Here is a 15,384-nt window from a genome sequence, read left to right on the forward strand (position 1 = left end):
GTAGCGGGGGCTGAATTGAAGATTGAACCTGAAGGGTGTCGATGCTGTCATACGAGTCAGAGGGAAAAGCGTGTACACTTTTCGCCCCGATTTGGCTCGGTCCAAGTTGCGGGTTGCCGAGTATAACCGCTCTGATCAATCAGGCCAGCAGTCTTAAGGAAGGAAACATGTTTTCGCAAAGGAATTGGGCACGTTCGATGGTCGCCTCTGTTGCGCTTTTAGCGGGGCTGCTTGTCGTGTCGCTCGCGCCAAGCGTGGGGGCTCAGGATAACACCGAGTCGTCGGCTATGACCGCACAAGAAACACTTCGCCAGACAACCGATGAGGTATTGGCGGTTATCGAAGAGGCACGAGCCTACGTCGATGATGATCCCGAGCGTTACTATCAGGAAGTGCACACAGTGCTTGACCCCATAGTCGACTTTCGCGGTTTCGCCCGAGGGGTTATGGGGGAGTACGCTACCGGCGCCCGTTACCGAAGTTTGGATGAGGCAGGGCGGGAGCAGCTTAAAGATCAGTTGGAGCGTTTTACCGATACCATGCGCGCGGGTTTGGTTCGCACCTACAGCAAAGGATTGCTCGCTTTTGGCGGATCTCGCGTTGAGCTGGACGATAGCGAGCCGTCGGATGCTTCGTCGAACCGAGCGACGCTCAGGCAGCTGATTTACAGCGACGAAGCACAGCCCTACGTGGTTGTTTACCTGATGGCCCGCGACAAGGCTGGAGATTGGCGGATGCGCAATCTGATTGTGGAGAACGTGAATCTTGGGCAAATTTTCCGCAGTCAGTTTGAGTCCGCCGCCCGCCGTTACGACGGGGACATCGATAAGGTGATAGCCAACTGGTCGGTGGAAACTGCCGCCGAATAGGGATTTGCTGCAGCCTGGGGTGTCGCGAATCGATTGTTGAAATTCGCGATTTTTTGGGCGCTTTACCCTACAATCGCCACCCTTTTTTATCATTACCCGCTTTGCCGGGATATAGGAGTACAGCAGTGGACGCTAAAACTGTTGAGGCAATGGTTAGCGACGCTATTGAGGGCGCTACGGTAAATGTTGAAGGTTCTGGCGCGAATTACGATATCACTGTGGTGAGTGACGTGTTTGCCGACATGCGACCGGTGCGCAAACAGCAAACGGTTTACGCCACTATTAACGAGGCCATCGCCTCGGGCAGTATTCACGCTGTCAACATACGCACGTTTACTCCTGCAGAGTGGGAGGAGCAGGGCGCCTGATAGCGCTCTTCGAGTATGGATAAGTTATTGATTAAAGGGGGTGCACGTCTCGAAGGCGAGCTGCGTATCTCTGGCGCCAAAAATGCCGCTCTACCGATACTTGCGGCGACGCTTCTGTCTGATGAGTTGGTAACCATCGGTAATCTTCCGCACCTGCACGACATCACTACGATGATCGAGCTGCTGGGATGCATGGGTGTCGGGCTTACCATCGACGAGAAGATGAGCATTGAAGTTGATGCCAGTACCCTTAGTGACTGCTCAGCGCCCTATGAACTGGTGAAAACCATGCGCGCGTCGATTTTGGTCTTGGGGCCGATGGTGGCGCGTTTTGGCAAAGCCCGGGTTTCTTTTCCCGGTGGTTGCGCGATTGGTAGTCGACCGGTGGACCTGCACTTGCGTGGCCTCGAGGCCATGGGGGCCATCATTGATGTAGAGGGTGGTTATATCAATGCGTCAGTAGAGGGACGTCTTCGCGGTGCACACATTGTCATGGAGACTGTCACGGTCGGTGGTACAGAAAATCTGATGATGGCCGCAACGCTTGCTGACGGCCAAACCGTACTGGAAAACGCGGCTCGTGAGCCGGAAGTAGTTGATTTGGCCAAGTGCCTTATCGCCATGGGTGCACGAATCACAGGACACGGCACCGATCGAATGGTGATCGATGGTGTGGAAAAGCTCCACGGTTGCCACTTTGATGTCATGCCAGATCGTATTGAAGCCGGTACCTACCTGGTCGCAGCTGCTGCAACGGGTGGAAAACTGCATTTGCGTGAGGCGCGAGCCGAGCACCTTGAAGTCGTGCTACAGAAGCTCGAAGAAGCGGGCGCAGATATCAGTTGCGGCGAAGACTGGATCACTTTGGATATGCATGGGCATCGCCCTAAAGCAGTGAGTATCCGTACCGCGCCTTACCCGGGGTTTCCCACCGATATGCAGGCGCAGTTTACCGCGATGAATGCTATTGCTGACGGTACCGCAACGGTGACTGAGACCGTGTTTGAGAATCGCTTGATACAAACCCATGAAATGAACCGCATGGGAGCCAAAATCACCATTGAGGGCAACACAGCGATTATCGTTGGTCAGGAAAGCATTGCGGGTGCGCCCGTGATGGCCACAGATTTGCGGGCTTCTGCAAGTTTGGTGATCGCGGGAATGGTGGCCACCGGCGAAACCTTGATTGACCGTATCTACCACATCGATCGCGGCTATGAATGTATCGAAGAAAAGTTACAAGCCCTCGGCGCCGATATTCGGCGACTCGTGGACTAGTGCAACGATTGGGCTGAAGGCATGAAAACGGGCAAACTCACTCTGGCTCTGACCAAGGGACGGATTCTCAAAGAAACCCTACCGCTTCTGGCGCGGGCGGGAGTTGAGCCTCTTGAAGACATGAGTAAGAGTCGCAAGCTGGTGTTCCCGACTACCCGAGATGACGTACAGCTCGTGGTTATGCGAGGCGTGGACGTGCCTGTATATGTTCGCCACGGTGCAGCTGATTTGGGTGTGGTAGGCAAGGATACGTTGCTTGAGCAGGGGAGCGAGGGCGTTTACGAGCCGCTGGATTTGGGTATTGCGCCCTGCAGGCTCATGACGGCAGCGCCGGTAGATTTTGACTGGCCTGCCCGTCGCATCCGTGTTGCCACCAAGTTTGTAAATGTCGCGAGAGACTATTTTGCTCAGCGTGGCGTGCAGGTGGAGCTAATCAAACTCTATGGCGCCATGGAGTTGGCACCTGCGATGCAGCTTGCGGATATGATTGTGGACATTGTCGATACAGGGAATACCTTGCGAGCCAATGGCATGGAGCCTCTCGAAGAGATCGCGCAGGTCACTTCCCGGCTCATCGTCAATAAAGCCTCCATGCGCTCGCGGCACGGCGCCATTAATCACCTTATCGATGCCATCGATCGTGCGGTGACTGAACTGGAGCCAGCAGCCTAATGCGTCGCCTTGATGGTAGCGCCGTAGATTTTGAGTCGGCACTGGCTGATCTCGAGGTGCCTACAGAAAGTGGGGAAAGCGACGTTACGTCAACCGTCGCTGGAATCATTGCAGATGTTCTGAGCCGCGGTGACGCAGCGCTTCTTGAATACACCCAACGCTTTGATCAACTGGATGTGGCAAGCCTCGCTGATCTTGAGGTCTCCCGGGGCGAGCTTGAGGACGCACTCCGCGACCTGCCCGAGACACAACGATCGGCTCTGAGTGAAGCTGCAGGTCGCATAGAGGTCTTTCACCGCAAGCAACTGGGGGAAGACTGGAGTTACGACGACGGTCTGGGTAATCGCCTGGGCCAACGTGTGACGCCGTTGGAGCGCGTCGGCGTATATGTTCCGGGTGGCAAGGCTAGTTATCCCTCGTCGGTGTTGATGAACGCTATTCCCGCTCGGGTCGCCGGAGTCTCTGAAATTGTTATGGTTGCGCCGACCCCTGGTGGGGAGCGTAATCCATTGGTGCTCGCCGCAGCGGCACTTGCGGGAGTTGATCGCTTGTTTTGCGTGGGTGGGGCCCAGGCGGTTGCCGCCCTCGCTTACGGGACCACGGGCATACCCCGAGTCGATAAGATCGTAGGCCCGGGCAATCGCTTTGTGGCCGAGGCCAAGCGGCAGGTTTTTGGCAAAGTCGGCATCGATATGATTGCCGGACCTTCAGAAATACTGATCATTGCCGACGGTAGCGCAGACCCCGAGTGGATGGCGATGGATCTCTTTTCCCAGGCGGAGCATGACGAAAGTGCCCAGGCTCTGATGCTGTGTCCCGATAGTGATTACATCGATGCGGTGGATGCTGCCGTCGATAGATTGCTACCGCAAATGGAGCGCTCTACGATCATCAAAGCATCGCTCGAGCGTCGCGGGGCCCTGATCAAAACGCGAGACATTTCCCATGCGGCGGAGATTAGCAATCGCCTTGCACCAGAGCACCTGGAGCTCTCCGTTGGGGACCCGGAGGCATTGCTTCCACTAATCGACGCGGCGGGAGCGATCTTTATGGGGGTCCACAGCTGCGAAGCGCTGGGGGATTACTGCGCGGGACCTAATCACGTATTGCCTACCTCGGGCTCAGCGCGTTTCTTCTCACCTTTAGGGGTGTATGACTTTCAAAAGCGCAGCTCGATTATTCACTGCAGTCCTGAAGGGGCTGCGCCCCTCGCTCGAATAGCCAAGGTTTTGGCAGAGGGAGAGTCGCTAACCGCTCATGCCAGAAGTGCGGCAATGCGGATAGCTGATTAAGCGGCGATTCAGGTCAGCATCAACTCAGCCGGTTTTTTTACCCGCCATCCAGCTGGTCTCAGCTTGGGCTTACTCAGCTACGTCGGGTTGTGTGCCTATAATCGCGGTGAGTTCCACCGGGACAGATTCTCGAGAAACGCTCATCATGAGTTTGTCTCCCGGGCGAAGTAGTGATACCTCGTACATCGCCAAACGAACGTCTTCAATAGCATCGTCATTGAAGTGGGTGATGATATCGCCCGCTTGAAGACCGGCGCGTGCCGCGGGACCACCGTTGGCCACGCCACGTACCAGTAAACGCTGATCATTTAGCGCGTCTCCCGGTATTTGCTCTACCTGCACTCCCAGCCAGCCTCGGATGACTCGTCCGAAGCGAATCAAATCGTCCATCACAAATTCTGCAAAGCTCGAGGGGATTGCGAGGGAAATACCGATGCCCACGGAGCTTCCGCTGCCGCCCTCGTTGGAGGCGTAGATCCAGCTGTTGATGCCTACCAATGCGCCGTTTACGTCTACCAGCGCACCGCCGGAGTTGCCGGCATGAATGACGGCATCAGTCTGGATGAAGCCCTCGTAGGTGCCAGGGCTGAGGCCAAAACGACCCAGTCCGGAAACGATCCCCTGTGTCACAGAATGGCCAAAGCCCAGGGGATTGCCAATGGCGAGCACCACGTCCCCCACAGACAAAAGGTCGGAATTCGCAACAGTCACAGCGCTTAGTCCGTCGAGATCAACCTTCAGAGCCGCTAAATCCGTCGCTCGATCGCTGCCAACTACCTGGGCAGCGGCAGAGCGCCCGTCACTTAGCAGAACTTGAATCGCATCAGCGCCATCAATGACGTGGTTGTTAGTCAGGATGTAACCGTTTTCCCGCATGATGACGCCTGAGCCAAGAGACCGCTCTACCTGCTGTCGCGGTGCGCCCCGGGGAATGGGCATAAGGGGGTTATTGAGCATACGGCTGTTTGCTGACGCGACGCGTTTTTCCGTGTAGATGTTGACCACCGAGGGGGTGGCGCTGGCTACCGCCTGTCTGAAGCTGTCGCGAGCAACTGCACTGCGCTCCGCGCTGGGTTTAGGCAGCACCCATTGCTGCAAGATCAGCAGCGCGCAGAGAACACCGGCTATTGCCGGCCACGTAAAGAATTTAAGAAAAGCGCGCATGCGCCCTCTCTAGTCAGAAAGAAACGCGATTGTATATGATGCCCGAGCCCCATTCATATTACCTTTGGAAGCTGCATGACAGTTGAACTCAAGGATTTGCTCAAGCATTGCGATAGCGTGCTGGAATCCCAGCGCTTTAATGATTATTGCCCGAATGGCCTGCAGGTTGAGGGCCGCACAACGGTTGCGCGCCTAGCAGCGGCGGTCACCGCTAATCAATCAGTGTTGGACGCCGCTGTAGCCTGGGGGGCAGATGCGTTGATTGTGCATCATGGGTACTTCTGGCGTGGTGAGTCCGCCGAAATAGTTGGCATGAAGCGCAAGCGTCTTGGCACACTGTTGACGGCGGATATGAGTCTCATGGCCTATCACTTACCCCTGGATGCGCATCCTGAGTTGGGTAACAACGCGCAGTGGGGAAAGCTCCTTGGTTTTACCGATGTTGAACCTCTGGATAAGGAAGATACGAGGGCCGTGGGTAATCTCGGCCGACTGGCTCAACCGATGGAGCTGGAGGAGGTGGTCGGCAAGGTGCTTACACTAACGAGTCGGCGTCCCTTGTTGATTGGGGACCCTAAAACATTGGTTGAGCGGGTCGCGTGGTGTACCGGAGCAGCACAGGGTTACATTGAGAAAGCCGCAGCGGCGGGAGCGGATCTGTTTATCTCTGGGGAGATATCTGAGCCCACGGTGCACGCAGCGCGAGAATTGGGTATAGCGTATATCGCTGCGGGTCATCACGCGACCGAGCGCTATGGTGTCCAGGCCCTGGCGGCTTCACTGGCGGAGACCTTTGGCCTGGAATGGTCGTTTATCGATTGTGATAATCCGGCCTGATATGACCGGGTGGGCTATTCTGCAAGCGCGCTGCTTCCAGAAGTGCACTAATGGCGCCTTAGCCTTAGCCCTAGCTACGCGTGCTTGAGTCCTCGGGCGGCTTCTCTTCGCCGTCTAAACCGAAGCGCTCGTCGAGCACGCCGGGATCATCAGGAGATGTTTTGGCTGCGTAGTCGCGAGGAGGCTCTACCACCACGCTGTCTGCCTCAATGGTGTCATGTTCCGGTTCTTTTGGTGCTTCGAGAGCCTGAAAACGAGAGGCCTCATCATCTGAGCACAGCTCTGCGGCGCTTCCTGCAATATGCTCATAAACGTCCCGATAGTTGGCGGTGAGGGCGTTAAGTTTGCTCGCTGTATCCGCAAAGTGTGAATTCACTCGCTGCTCATAACGCTCCCGGGCGGACTCCGCCTGCTCCAGCTTCTCGCCAAGCTCCCGTGCGGTTTCGCTGCCGGGTGCCGTGCGTCGACCGGCAAAGTAGCCAATCAGCAGGCCGATAACCGCGCCCGCAATTGCGAAGACAAAGGATTCATCCATACCGGTGTTCACAAGCAATTCCTCAAAATTCTGTAGTGGCCTGTGAGTATAGCGTTGCTTCGGGACAGCTTGGTAGCGAGATTGCCAAAAGTAGAGCTCCGCGAGTAAGGTATCGCGCTTTGATCCTTAGAGTAGAAGGTCGCGAGCAGTTTGTACGCGACAACTTTGGACGCGACAACATTGGACGCCATGACTGCGGACGCCACAAAAACGTGCTGACACCCTGGCAGCGTTACCAAGAAGACTTAAAGCGAGACGACTTCAGCCACGATGAGGCGCAGGAGGCGGCGGTGCGTCGTCTGCAGGATCTTTATGATCGCTTGGTGGATCGTCATACGCGGAGCCAGACTGTTGCCGCTCGGCTCGGACGCAGGTTCCGCAAGTCTGTGGAGCCCGAGAAGGGCCTCTATTTCTGGGGTGGGGTAGGGCGAGGTAAGACCTACCTCATGGATGCGTTTTATGAAAGCCTGCCCTTCGAAAAGAAGCTACGCGTGCACTTCCACCGGTTTATGCAGCGCGTGCATAGGGAGCTTGCCGAGCTCGAAGGGGAGAAAAACCCCATCGATCGAGTTGGCGAAAAGCTCGCCGCCGAGGCTGAGATTATTTGCTTTGATGAGTTTTTTGTCAGCGACATAGCTGACGCTATGATTTTGGCGAACTTTCTTGAGGCAATTTTCCAGCGTGGTATTGCTTTGGTTGCTACTTCAAATATTGCTCCGGCCGGCCTTTATGAGAATGGCCTGCAGCGCGCGCGGTTTCTCCCCGCTATCGCGCTCCTCCAGCAGCACACGGAGGTGCTTACCGTTGATGCAGGCGTTGACTACCGTTTGCGGACCCTTGAGCAGGCCAAGTTGTACCACTATCCTCTCGATGCTGAGGCGGATGCCAGTCTGACCGATAGTTTTCAACGTTTAGCGCCGGACGCTATCCAGCACTGGCAAAGAATTGAGATAAATGGGCGGTATCTCACCTGCCGCTGTCTTGCAGATGATGTGGCCTGGTTCGAGTTTCCCGAGCTATGTGATGGCCCGCGGTCTCAAAATGACTACATAGAGCTGGCGAGAGAGTTTCACGCAGTAATCCTTTCGGGGGTGCCAAAGATGGGCTCTGCTCAAGATGATCTTTGTCGGCGCTTCATTAATCTTGTTGATGAGTTCTACGACAGGAGCGTAAAACTCGTGATTGCCGCCGAAGTCCCTGCATCAGAGCTATACCACGGTACGCGTTTGAGCTTCGAATTTGCCCGCACTGAGTCCCGTTTGTTCGAAATGCAGTCCCACGACTATCTGGCCTTAGAGCATCGCCCTTAAAAAGAAGCGGTAGGCGGGGGCAGGAGTCGCCGCCCGCGAGCAGGGGTTTCCTTCAGTGGTAAGGCGGTCAAAAAGAGTATAAATCTTATTGAATTACAGCTTGCCAAGACCGTGGGGTTTCAGTAGTATTCGCGCTCTTTTTTTGGCCCTTTTGAGGCGAAACCCATGAAAACTTATAGCGCTAAAGTCGGCGAAGTCAGCCACGACTGGTATGTCGTTGACGCCACCGATAAAACGCTCGGCCGTCTGGCCAGTGAAATCGCCCACCGCCTGCGCGGGAAGCACAAGGCCGAGTACACACCGCACATAGACACTGGCGATTACATCGTTGTGATCAATGCGGAGAAGGTTCACGTAACCGGAGCCAAGCGTACCGACAAGATGTATCACCGTCACACGGGATATCCCGGTGGCCTCAAGTCCATGTCTTTCGAAAAGTTGATCGACAAAGCCCCTGAGCGTGTTATCCAGGGCGCTGTTAAAGGCATGTTGCCGCGCAACCCCTTGGGCCGCGCGATGTTCAGCAAACTCAAGGTATACGCCGGTGATGCACATCCGCACGCCGCGCAGCAGCCTCAGCCGCTGCAGGTTTAGGAGAAACAATGAGCGCAACTCAGTATTACGGAACCGGGCGTCGTAAGACCTCCACAGCGCGGGTTTTTCTGCGCAATGGCGGCGGCGATATCACAGTTAACCAGCGTCCTCTGGACCAGTACTTCGGCCGCGAAGTGGCACGAATGATTGTTCGCCAGCCACTTGAACTGGTAGACCTGATTGGCAAATTCGACATTAAGGTGACTGTCGAGGGCGGTGGCAGCTTCGGTCAGGCCGGTGCGATCCGTCATGGCATCACCCGTGCTCTCATGGAATATGACGAAGCTCTTCGCGGCACCTTGCGTGGTGCGGGCTTTGTAACCCGTGATGCCCGTGAGGTTGAGCGTAAGAAAGTTGGACTGCGTAAGGCGCGTAAGCGTCCACAGTTCTCCAAGCGCTAACACGTCTAGCAACGCGGCCTCTTCCAATGAGGTCGTGGTTTGTCAGAAAAAGCCCGACCGGAATAACCGGCCGGGTTTTTTTTGTGCGGTAGCTTTTGTCCAAGTTTTGAGATAAATCAAGGGTTTGTGACGTAAAAACGGTGCACATTCCTTGTTTGAGGCGCCTAAAGTCTTTACCATTCGTGCGCCCGGTTTACGGTAGAACAGACGCTGTGGGATTTGGCGTGTGGGTGATGTTTTTGCTGCGTAGAACCAATCGCAGTTCGACCCAACTGCGTACAAATGTTTGTAGTGTCGCACCCAGTGTGTTGGCATCGAAGTAACAGGAGACCAATCAATATGTCCAGTGTCACAGCGACCAGCGAAAGCGCTGAGTCAGAAGTCGACAATAACCGTCGTCGTTTTCTGACGGTAGCCACAAGTGCAGTAGGTGCAGCGGGTGCCGTAGGTATTGCCGTGCCGTTTCTGGGTTCCTGGAATCCTTCAGCCAAAGCAAAGGCTGCGGGAGCGCCAGTAAAAGCCGATATCGGCAAACTGGAGCCCGGTCAGATGGTTGTCGTTGAGTGGCGTGGCAAGCCCGTGTACGTGGTTCATCGTACTCCGGAAATGATCGCTAACCTCGACAAGGTCGATGGAGAGCTCAAAGACCCTGATTCGGCTATCTCCAAGCAGCCCGCTTATATCTCCAGCAAAGAGCGGAGCATACGCCCTGAGTTGTTGGTGGTTGAGGGACTTTGTACGCACCTTGGTTGCGCGCCAAAGTTCCGACCCGAAGTAGGTGCGGCAGATTTGGGTGGTGATGCCTGGGTAGGCGGCTTTTTCTGTCCCTGCCACGGTTCAAAATTTGATTTAGCGGGGCGCGTGTACTCGGGCGTGCCAGCTTCATCTAATCTGGTAGTTCCCCCTTACTCATTCGAAACACAAAGCGTCCTTGTTATCGGCGTTGATGCGGAGGCAGTCTGATGGCCAATATGCTGGTCGGATTACGCGATTGGGTTGACGAGCGTCTTCCCATCACTCGTGCGTGGAACACGCACATGGGTGAGTATTACGCACCCAAAAACTTTAACTTCTGGTACTACTTTGGCGTTTTCTCGCTGCTAGTGCTGGTTAACCAGCTGCTCACGGGCGTGTGGTTGACGATGAATTACACGCCAAGCGCTGAAAACGCCTTCGCGTCCGTCGAATACATCATGCGGGACGTGGATTACGGCTGGATTCTGCGCTACATGCACTCCACGGGTGCGTCAGCATTCTTTATTGTCGTGTACCTGCACATGTTCCGAGCCATGATTTATGGTTCTTACAAGAAACCCCGGGAGCTACTCTGGGTCTTTGGCATGTTGATCTTCGTGCTCTTGATGGCTGAAGCTTTCGTGGGCTACGTACTGCCTTGGGGGCAGATGTCTTACTGGGGTGCGCAGGTGATCATTTCGCTGTTTGGCGCCATACCGGTAGTGGGCGAAGACATCGTTACATGGATTCGCGGTGACTATCTGATCTCGGGTATTACGTTGAACCGCTTCTTTGCACTGCACGTTGTCGCATTGCCCATAGTGTTGCTTGCGCTGGTCGTCCTGCACATTCTAGCTTTGCACGAAGTGGGTTCTAACAACCCGGACGGCGTGGAGATCAAGAAGAACAAGGGGCCGGATGGTATCCCTCTGGATGGTATTCGCTTTCACCCCTATTACAGCGTGCATGACGTACAGGCGATTGCGGTCTTCCTCTTCGTGTTTTGCGCAATCATGTTTTTCATGCCGGAAATGGGCGGATTCTTCCTTGAGTATGCGAATTTCGAAGAAGCTAATGCGCTGAAAACACCGGACCACATTGCACCGGTATGGTATTTCACGCCTTTCTACTCGGTGTTGCGCGCAGTGCCAGATAAGTTCTGGGGCTTTGTTGCCTTCGCCGCCAGTGTAGCGATTCCGTTTGTATTGCCATGGCTAGATCGGTCGCCGATCAAGTCCTGGCGCTATCGCGGTAACCTGAACAAGGTGATGTTGGTGTTGTTTGTTGCATCGTTCTTGATCTTGGGCGTTCTGGGAGTGAAGTCGCCGACTCCGGCGAGAACCTTCCTTGCGCAAATCTGCTCAATCTTCTACTTCGGCTTCTTCTTGTTCATGCCGATCTGGTCGAGTATGGATAAAGCCAAGCCCGTACCCGAGCGTGTGACCATGGACGGTGGTATTGGAATCTTTGGATCTCTTGCCGGCCTGATTCTTATCCTGGCTCTGACGATTATTCCTCTCAAAGTTGTTGGTGCTGAGTCGGCATTCGATTGCGGCACTATGCCTTGCGACAAGGTAGAGATGGATATTGGAAATACCAGCTCGCTGCAAAACGGCGCTAAGGTTTATATGAACTACTGCATGGGTTGTCACTCGCTGCAGTACGCTCGTTATAACCGCGTGTCAGAAGACCTCGGTATTCCTGAGGACTTGATGCGCGGCAATATCATTGCTGATCCAGAGGTAAAGGTCGGGTCGCTGATGAATAACGCGATGGATAAGGATCGAGCGAAAGTGTGGTTTGGTGCTGCACCTCCTGATCTGACACTGGTTGCGCGAGCGAGAAATCCTAACTGGCTTTATACCTATCTTCGGGCATTCTACGAAGATCCATCACGCCCCTACGGTGTTAATAACCGGGTTTTTCCAAACGTAGGCATGCCTCATGCTCTGCTTGACCTTCAGGGCCTGATGGCCTGCGCTCCGGCTGCGGGGCATGGTGAAATGGAGCCGCTGTCGGGTACGCAAATGTCTGACCACAGCGATCCATGCGGCACGCTCGAAGTCGTTGAAGCTGGCACGATGTCGACTGAAGAGTTTGACGAGGCAACCTATGACCTGGTGAACTTTCTCGCCTACGTCGCAGAGCCTATCAAGGCCGATCGTCAACGTATCGGGATCTATTCATTGCTCTTCATTGCTATCTTCTTTGTGTTTGCAACGCTTCTCAACCGCGAATACTGGAAGGACGTTCACTAATCGCGTCGGATCTATAGCAGTTTAACTCGAGCGGCTCGGCTGGCGTTACAAGTGCTGGTCCTGCAGAAAACGGTGGCGATGGGGATAGAAACCCTGCGCTGCCGTTTCTTGGTTTAGAATACCGCTTCGGCGTTTAAGGCGATCATGCACGGAAGGTCGGGAACGCCAGATAAAAACGTTCCAATACTTGCGTCTGAAGGACGCGCGTTTCAAGCAGATAATTTAAGGGAAGCTCGCTCGGGTTAAGATCCACAAGCTCGAGCCCATGCAAATCAGCTCAAGTTCAGGCATATCAGCGAAAGCACAATACAGGCGTATAGACATCCATGATTTTTTATTCAGATCCAACTTCACACTTCAGTCACCGAGTACGAATTGTATTGGCTGAGAAAGGCGTCACCGCCGACATTATCGATGTGGATCCTGCACACCCACCCAGGGAGATGTCCGAGCATAACCCTTACAACTCCTTGCCAACGCTGGTTGATCGAGAGCTTTCTCTATACGAAACCCGCGTGATGATGGAGTATCTGGATGAGCGTTTTCCGCATCCACCACTCCTGCCGGTTTATCCCGTGGCGCGTGCGGAAAGCCGCTTGTTCATGCATCGCATTGAGCACGACTGGTGCACACTCATAGATTCGATTCAGAACTCACGTAGCGATAATGTTGTTAAACGTTCGGTAAAAGAGCTTCGTGAGGGCATCCTCGCGATCGCGCCAATTTTCGCCGAGAAGCCGTTTTTCATGAATGACGAGTTCACTTTGGTCGATTGCTGTATTGCACCCATCCTCTGGCGGCTGCCCGCCCTGGGCATCGATATTCGCCCCAGCAAACAGTCCAAGCCCTTGTTCGCCTACATGGATCAACTCTTTAAGCGGGAGTCTTTCCAGCAGAGCCTTACAGAGCAAGAGCGTGAAATGCGTCTCTAGACGCGGACTTTATCGGTGAACTCCAGTCGACCTTATCTCCTTAGAGCTCTCTACGAGTGGATCGTCGACAACGACTGCACGCCTCACGTAATTGTGGATGCAACTGCACCTGGTGTGGATGTTCCTGAGGAGTACGTTAAGGACGGTCAAATTGTTCTTAATCTATCGCCCTCGGCTGTGATCGAACTCCAGCTGGCTGACGACTGTGTGAGCTTTAACGGTCGTTTTGGCGGCAAGCCTACGGATGTGTTCATGCCGATGGCGGCTATTTTGGGTATTTACGCTCGCGAAAATGGACAGGGCATGGCCTTTGAGCCGGAGGAAGACGATGACGATCCGGCGCCAGAGGGCGGAAACGAGCCCACTCCATTTCGACGCGCCGGAAAACCGAGTCTTACCGTCGTAAAATAGCCTCCTTATTGATTGCGGAAGGCTCTTTGATTGCGGAAGGCTCTTTGATTGCGGACGGCGATCTAGCGGCAGATGGCTCTCTAGCGGCGGATGGCTCTCTAGTCGATGTACTCAAACAATCTGACTACGCGCTGAACCCCTGAGGTGTCTGCTGCCTCTTCGGCTATGCGATCGCCTTCCTCACGGGTCACCATGCCTAAAAGGAAGACCACGCCGTCCTCGGCCACGACCTTCACGCGAAGTCCCGGCGTATCGCCGCTGGTGAGAAGGAAGGTCTTTACCTTGTTGGCGATCCAGGTGTCGGATGCTCTGGTCATCGCAGAGCTCGCGGCGGCGACTTCCAGTTCGTTGTAAATACGCCGCACATCGCGAATCTTACGGACAACATCGTTTGCCTTTTGCCGGAGCTCTTCTTCAGGCACCTGTCCAGCGATTAAGACGTAACCGTTGTAGCTCTGAATCACGAGATGGCCCTGATCGAACCTGTCATCGGCTGCGTGTAGATTTACCACGGCCTTTGTTTCGATAGATTCGTCGGCGATGCGCTGAGAGAAAGTGCGCTCGCCGGGATCATCTTCTATCGCATCTGATTCGAAGGTCGCCAGCAGGGAGCCACATCCTTGCAGGACCGGCAGGCAAACCACGAGTAAAACTCCCAAAGCGATTTTCGAAAAAGACGCTGTTTTCGAAGAAGAGGCGGTCTCCGAAAAGAGGGTATTCGTTGAAAACAAGGTGGTCGCTGAAAATAGGCGGCGCGACATAGCTAGTTCATTCTCCCAGTAGCATTTGTTTTATGTGTTCCCGAAGGCAATGGCTGGCCATAAACGCGAGCTCACTTCTAAGGTCTTGATCCTCTGCGTGCAATTCTATGCAGGCGCCGCCGGGAAGTTCCACTTTCTCAGACAGCGAGATCGCGACTAGGTTTCTTGTTTGAGCGAATTGGATGTACTTTCGGGCCACTGCGATATCGGAGCGGGTATCTATGCACAGAAGTATGTCGCCGTCGCGAGATAAGGTGCGTAAGTCGCGCCAGTGGCTAGCGTCCCCACTATCATTGTCGCTGTGAAACGCGATCGCCGGCAGAGCCGGGGCGGCGTCCATGGGGGTTCTCAGTACAACGGCAACATGGCTCGCAAGCGATGCATCTCGGCCGCAGGCGCATACCAGTATCTTACGATCGTCCAGCATGGCTTGCGTCAGGAGGGATGTCGCGGCCGCCAAGCCCGGCGCCATAGTGTCCACGGCATTGGCAATCGTTTCTATCCGCCGGTGAAAGCTCGAGGCGGTGCGCTCGTAATCTTCTTCGTTCATTCGTGTCTATACTCGACAGTGCCGCGGGGCCAGGGTGCTAAGAGAAGGCGCTCTCAGGTGAGAAACGCAGCCTGAATCCATCGGGCTTCGAAACTCTGCGCAGCAGGCTGAGGTTCCCAGGCAATCACGTCGAAGCGACAGGGTAGGTGGCGCCACTGCGGGTGACATTTGAGAAAATAAGCTGCACACCGCGCAATTCTACACTGCTTTGATCGGTTCACCGAGGCCGCTGCACCTCCGTGGCTGCGGTGACGACGGGCACGGACTTCTACAAACAAGAGCCGATGGTCATCGTAGGCGATGAGGTCGATCTCGCCCCCTTTGCATCGATACTGGCTTGCCAGAATCTGCAGTCCATAGGAACGCAGCAGGTCCGCACTGCGCAGCTCAAACTCGTCACCGCTGAGCACTTCCTAA

General features: G+C 54.9%; 18 protein-coding genes. 13 read left to right on the plus strand and 5 right to left on the minus strand.

Annotated elements, in window-relative coordinates:
• Nucleotides 1-167: 167 nt before the first annotated feature.
• The 5 genes from AB8B76_RS07540 to hisD all read left to right on the plus strand — a co-directional run bounded on the left by AB8B76_RS07540 (nt 168) and on the right by hisD (nt 4,479).
• Nucleotides 168-869 (plus strand): phospholipid-binding protein MlaC, encoded by a 702-nt coding sequence (locus AB8B76_RS07540; protein ID WP_405271414.1) that lies wholly within the window; start codon nt 168-170, stop codon nt 867-869.
• A 125-nt stretch (nt 870-994) separates the two neighbouring features.
• Entirely contained in the window at nt 995-1,237 is a 243-nt protein-coding gene (locus AB8B76_RS07545; RefSeq protein ID WP_405271415.1) for a BolA family protein, read from the plus strand.
• Nucleotides 1,238-1,252: 15 nt separating this feature from the next.
• Complete coding sequence (murA, locus tag AB8B76_RS07550) at nt 1,253-2,515, plus strand: UDP-N-acetylglucosamine 1-carboxyvinyltransferase (protein ID WP_405271416.1); 1,263 nt, start codon at nt 1,253-1,255, stop codon at nt 2,513-2,515.
• 21 nt (nt 2,516-2,536) lie between these two features.
• Nucleotides 2,537-3,187 carry an ATP phosphoribosyltransferase gene (gene hisG, locus AB8B76_RS07555; protein WP_405271417.1) on the plus strand — a complete coding sequence of 217 codons (651 nt, stop codon included), beginning with the start codon at nt 2,537-2,539 and terminating at the stop codon, nt 3,185-3,187.
• Nucleotides 3,187-4,479, plus strand: coding sequence for a histidinol dehydrogenase (hisD, locus tag AB8B76_RS07560; RefSeq protein WP_405271418.1), 1,293 nt, complete (start codon nt 3,187-3,189; stop codon nt 4,477-4,479). The genes hisG and hisD overlap by 1 nt, the downstream gene beginning before the upstream one ends.
• 69 nt (nt 4,480-4,548) lie before the next feature.
• Here the strand turns inward: hisD and AB8B76_RS07565 are convergent, their stop codons facing one another.
• Complete coding sequence (locus AB8B76_RS07565) at nt 4,549-5,643, minus strand: trypsin-like peptidase domain-containing protein (RefSeq protein ID WP_405271419.1); 1,095 nt, start codon at nt 5,641-5,643, stop codon at nt 4,549-4,551.
• Between the two features lie 75 nt (nt 5,644-5,718).
• On the opposite strand from AB8B76_RS07565, the gene AB8B76_RS07570 reads away from it, so the two are divergent.
• Nucleotides 5,719-6,480: a Nif3-like dinuclear metal center hexameric protein gene (locus AB8B76_RS07570; protein WP_405271420.1), complete on the plus strand. Its 762-nt coding sequence runs from the start codon at nt 5,719-5,721 to the stop codon at nt 6,478-6,480.
• A 70-nt stretch (nt 6,481-6,550) separates the two neighbouring features.
• Here the strand turns inward: AB8B76_RS07570 and AB8B76_RS07575 are convergent, their stop codons facing one another.
• Nucleotides 6,551-7,027 (minus strand): YhcB family protein, encoded by a 477-nt coding sequence (locus tag AB8B76_RS07575; protein ID WP_405271421.1) that lies wholly within the window; start codon nt 7,025-7,027, stop codon nt 6,551-6,553.
• Nucleotides 7,028-7,227: 200 nt separating this feature from the next.
• Here AB8B76_RS07575 and zapE point away from each other — a divergent pair, with 200 nt between their 5' ends.
• The 7 genes from zapE to AB8B76_RS07610 all read left to right on the plus strand — a co-directional run bounded on the left by zapE (nt 7,228) and on the right by AB8B76_RS07610 (nt 13,656).
• Entirely contained in the window at nt 7,228-8,325 is a 1,098-nt protein-coding gene (zapE, locus tag AB8B76_RS07580; RefSeq protein ID WP_405271457.1) for a cell division protein ZapE, read from the plus strand.
• A gap of 165 nt (nt 8,326-8,490) precedes the next feature.
• Nucleotides 8,491-8,919, plus strand: a complete 429-nt coding sequence (gene rplM, locus AB8B76_RS07585; RefSeq protein ID WP_405271422.1) for a 50S ribosomal protein L13 — start codon at nt 8,491-8,493, stop codon at nt 8,917-8,919.
• 8 nt (nt 8,920-8,927) lie between these two features.
• Complete coding sequence (gene rpsI, locus AB8B76_RS07590; RefSeq protein ID WP_405271423.1) at nt 8,928-9,320, plus strand: 30S ribosomal protein S9; 393 nt, start codon at nt 8,928-8,930, stop codon at nt 9,318-9,320.
• Between the two features lie 339 nt (nt 9,321-9,659).
• Nucleotides 9,660-10,283 carry a ubiquinol-cytochrome c reductase iron-sulfur subunit gene (gene petA, locus AB8B76_RS07595; protein ID WP_405271425.1) on the plus strand — a complete coding sequence of 208 codons (624 nt, stop codon included), beginning with the start codon at nt 9,660-9,662 and terminating at the stop codon, nt 10,281-10,283.
• Entirely contained in the window at nt 10,283-12,313 is a 2,031-nt protein-coding gene (locus AB8B76_RS07600; RefSeq protein ID WP_405271426.1) for a ubiquinol-cytochrome c reductase, read from the plus strand. The genes petA and AB8B76_RS07600 overlap by 1 nt, the downstream gene beginning before the upstream one ends.
• 326 nt (nt 12,314-12,639) lie before the next feature.
• On the plus strand, nt 12,640-13,245 hold the full coding sequence (locus tag AB8B76_RS07605; RefSeq protein WP_405271427.1) for a glutathione S-transferase N-terminal domain-containing protein: 606 nt from the start codon (nt 12,640-12,642) through the stop codon (nt 13,243-13,245).
• Nucleotides 13,246-13,260: 15 nt separating this feature from the next.
• A complete protein-coding gene (locus AB8B76_RS07610) occupies nt 13,261-13,656 on the plus strand; it encodes a ClpXP protease specificity-enhancing factor (protein ID WP_405271428.1) in 396 nt (131 codons plus the stop codon).
• A 98-nt stretch (nt 13,657-13,754) separates the two neighbouring features.
• Here the strand turns inward: AB8B76_RS07610 and AB8B76_RS07615 are convergent, their stop codons facing one another.
• Genes AB8B76_RS07615 through AB8B76_RS07625 form a run of 3 tightly spaced genes read right to left on the minus strand, consistent with a single transcriptional unit; the run spans nt 13,755 to nt 15,377 of the window.
• Nucleotides 13,755-14,417: a BON domain-containing protein gene (locus AB8B76_RS07615; RefSeq protein WP_405271429.1), complete on the minus strand. Its 663-nt coding sequence runs from the start codon at nt 14,415-14,417 to the stop codon at nt 13,755-13,757.
• A 7-nt stretch (nt 14,418-14,424) separates the two neighbouring features.
• A complete protein-coding gene (locus AB8B76_RS07620) occupies nt 14,425-14,967 on the minus strand; it encodes a phosphoheptose isomerase (RefSeq protein WP_405271430.1) in 543 nt (180 codons plus the stop codon).
• 53 nt (nt 14,968-15,020) lie between these two features.
• Nucleotides 15,021-15,377, minus strand: coding sequence for a YraN family protein (locus AB8B76_RS07625; RefSeq protein ID WP_405271431.1), 357 nt, complete (start codon nt 15,375-15,377; stop codon nt 15,021-15,023).
• Nucleotides 15,378-15,384: the final 7 nt, after the last annotated feature.

Origin of the sequence: Congregibacter sp., from assembly GCF_045107095.1 — a bacterium.
In the GTDB taxonomy this organism is placed as follows: domain Bacteria; phylum Pseudomonadota; class Gammaproteobacteria; order Pseudomonadales; family Halieaceae; genus Congregibacter.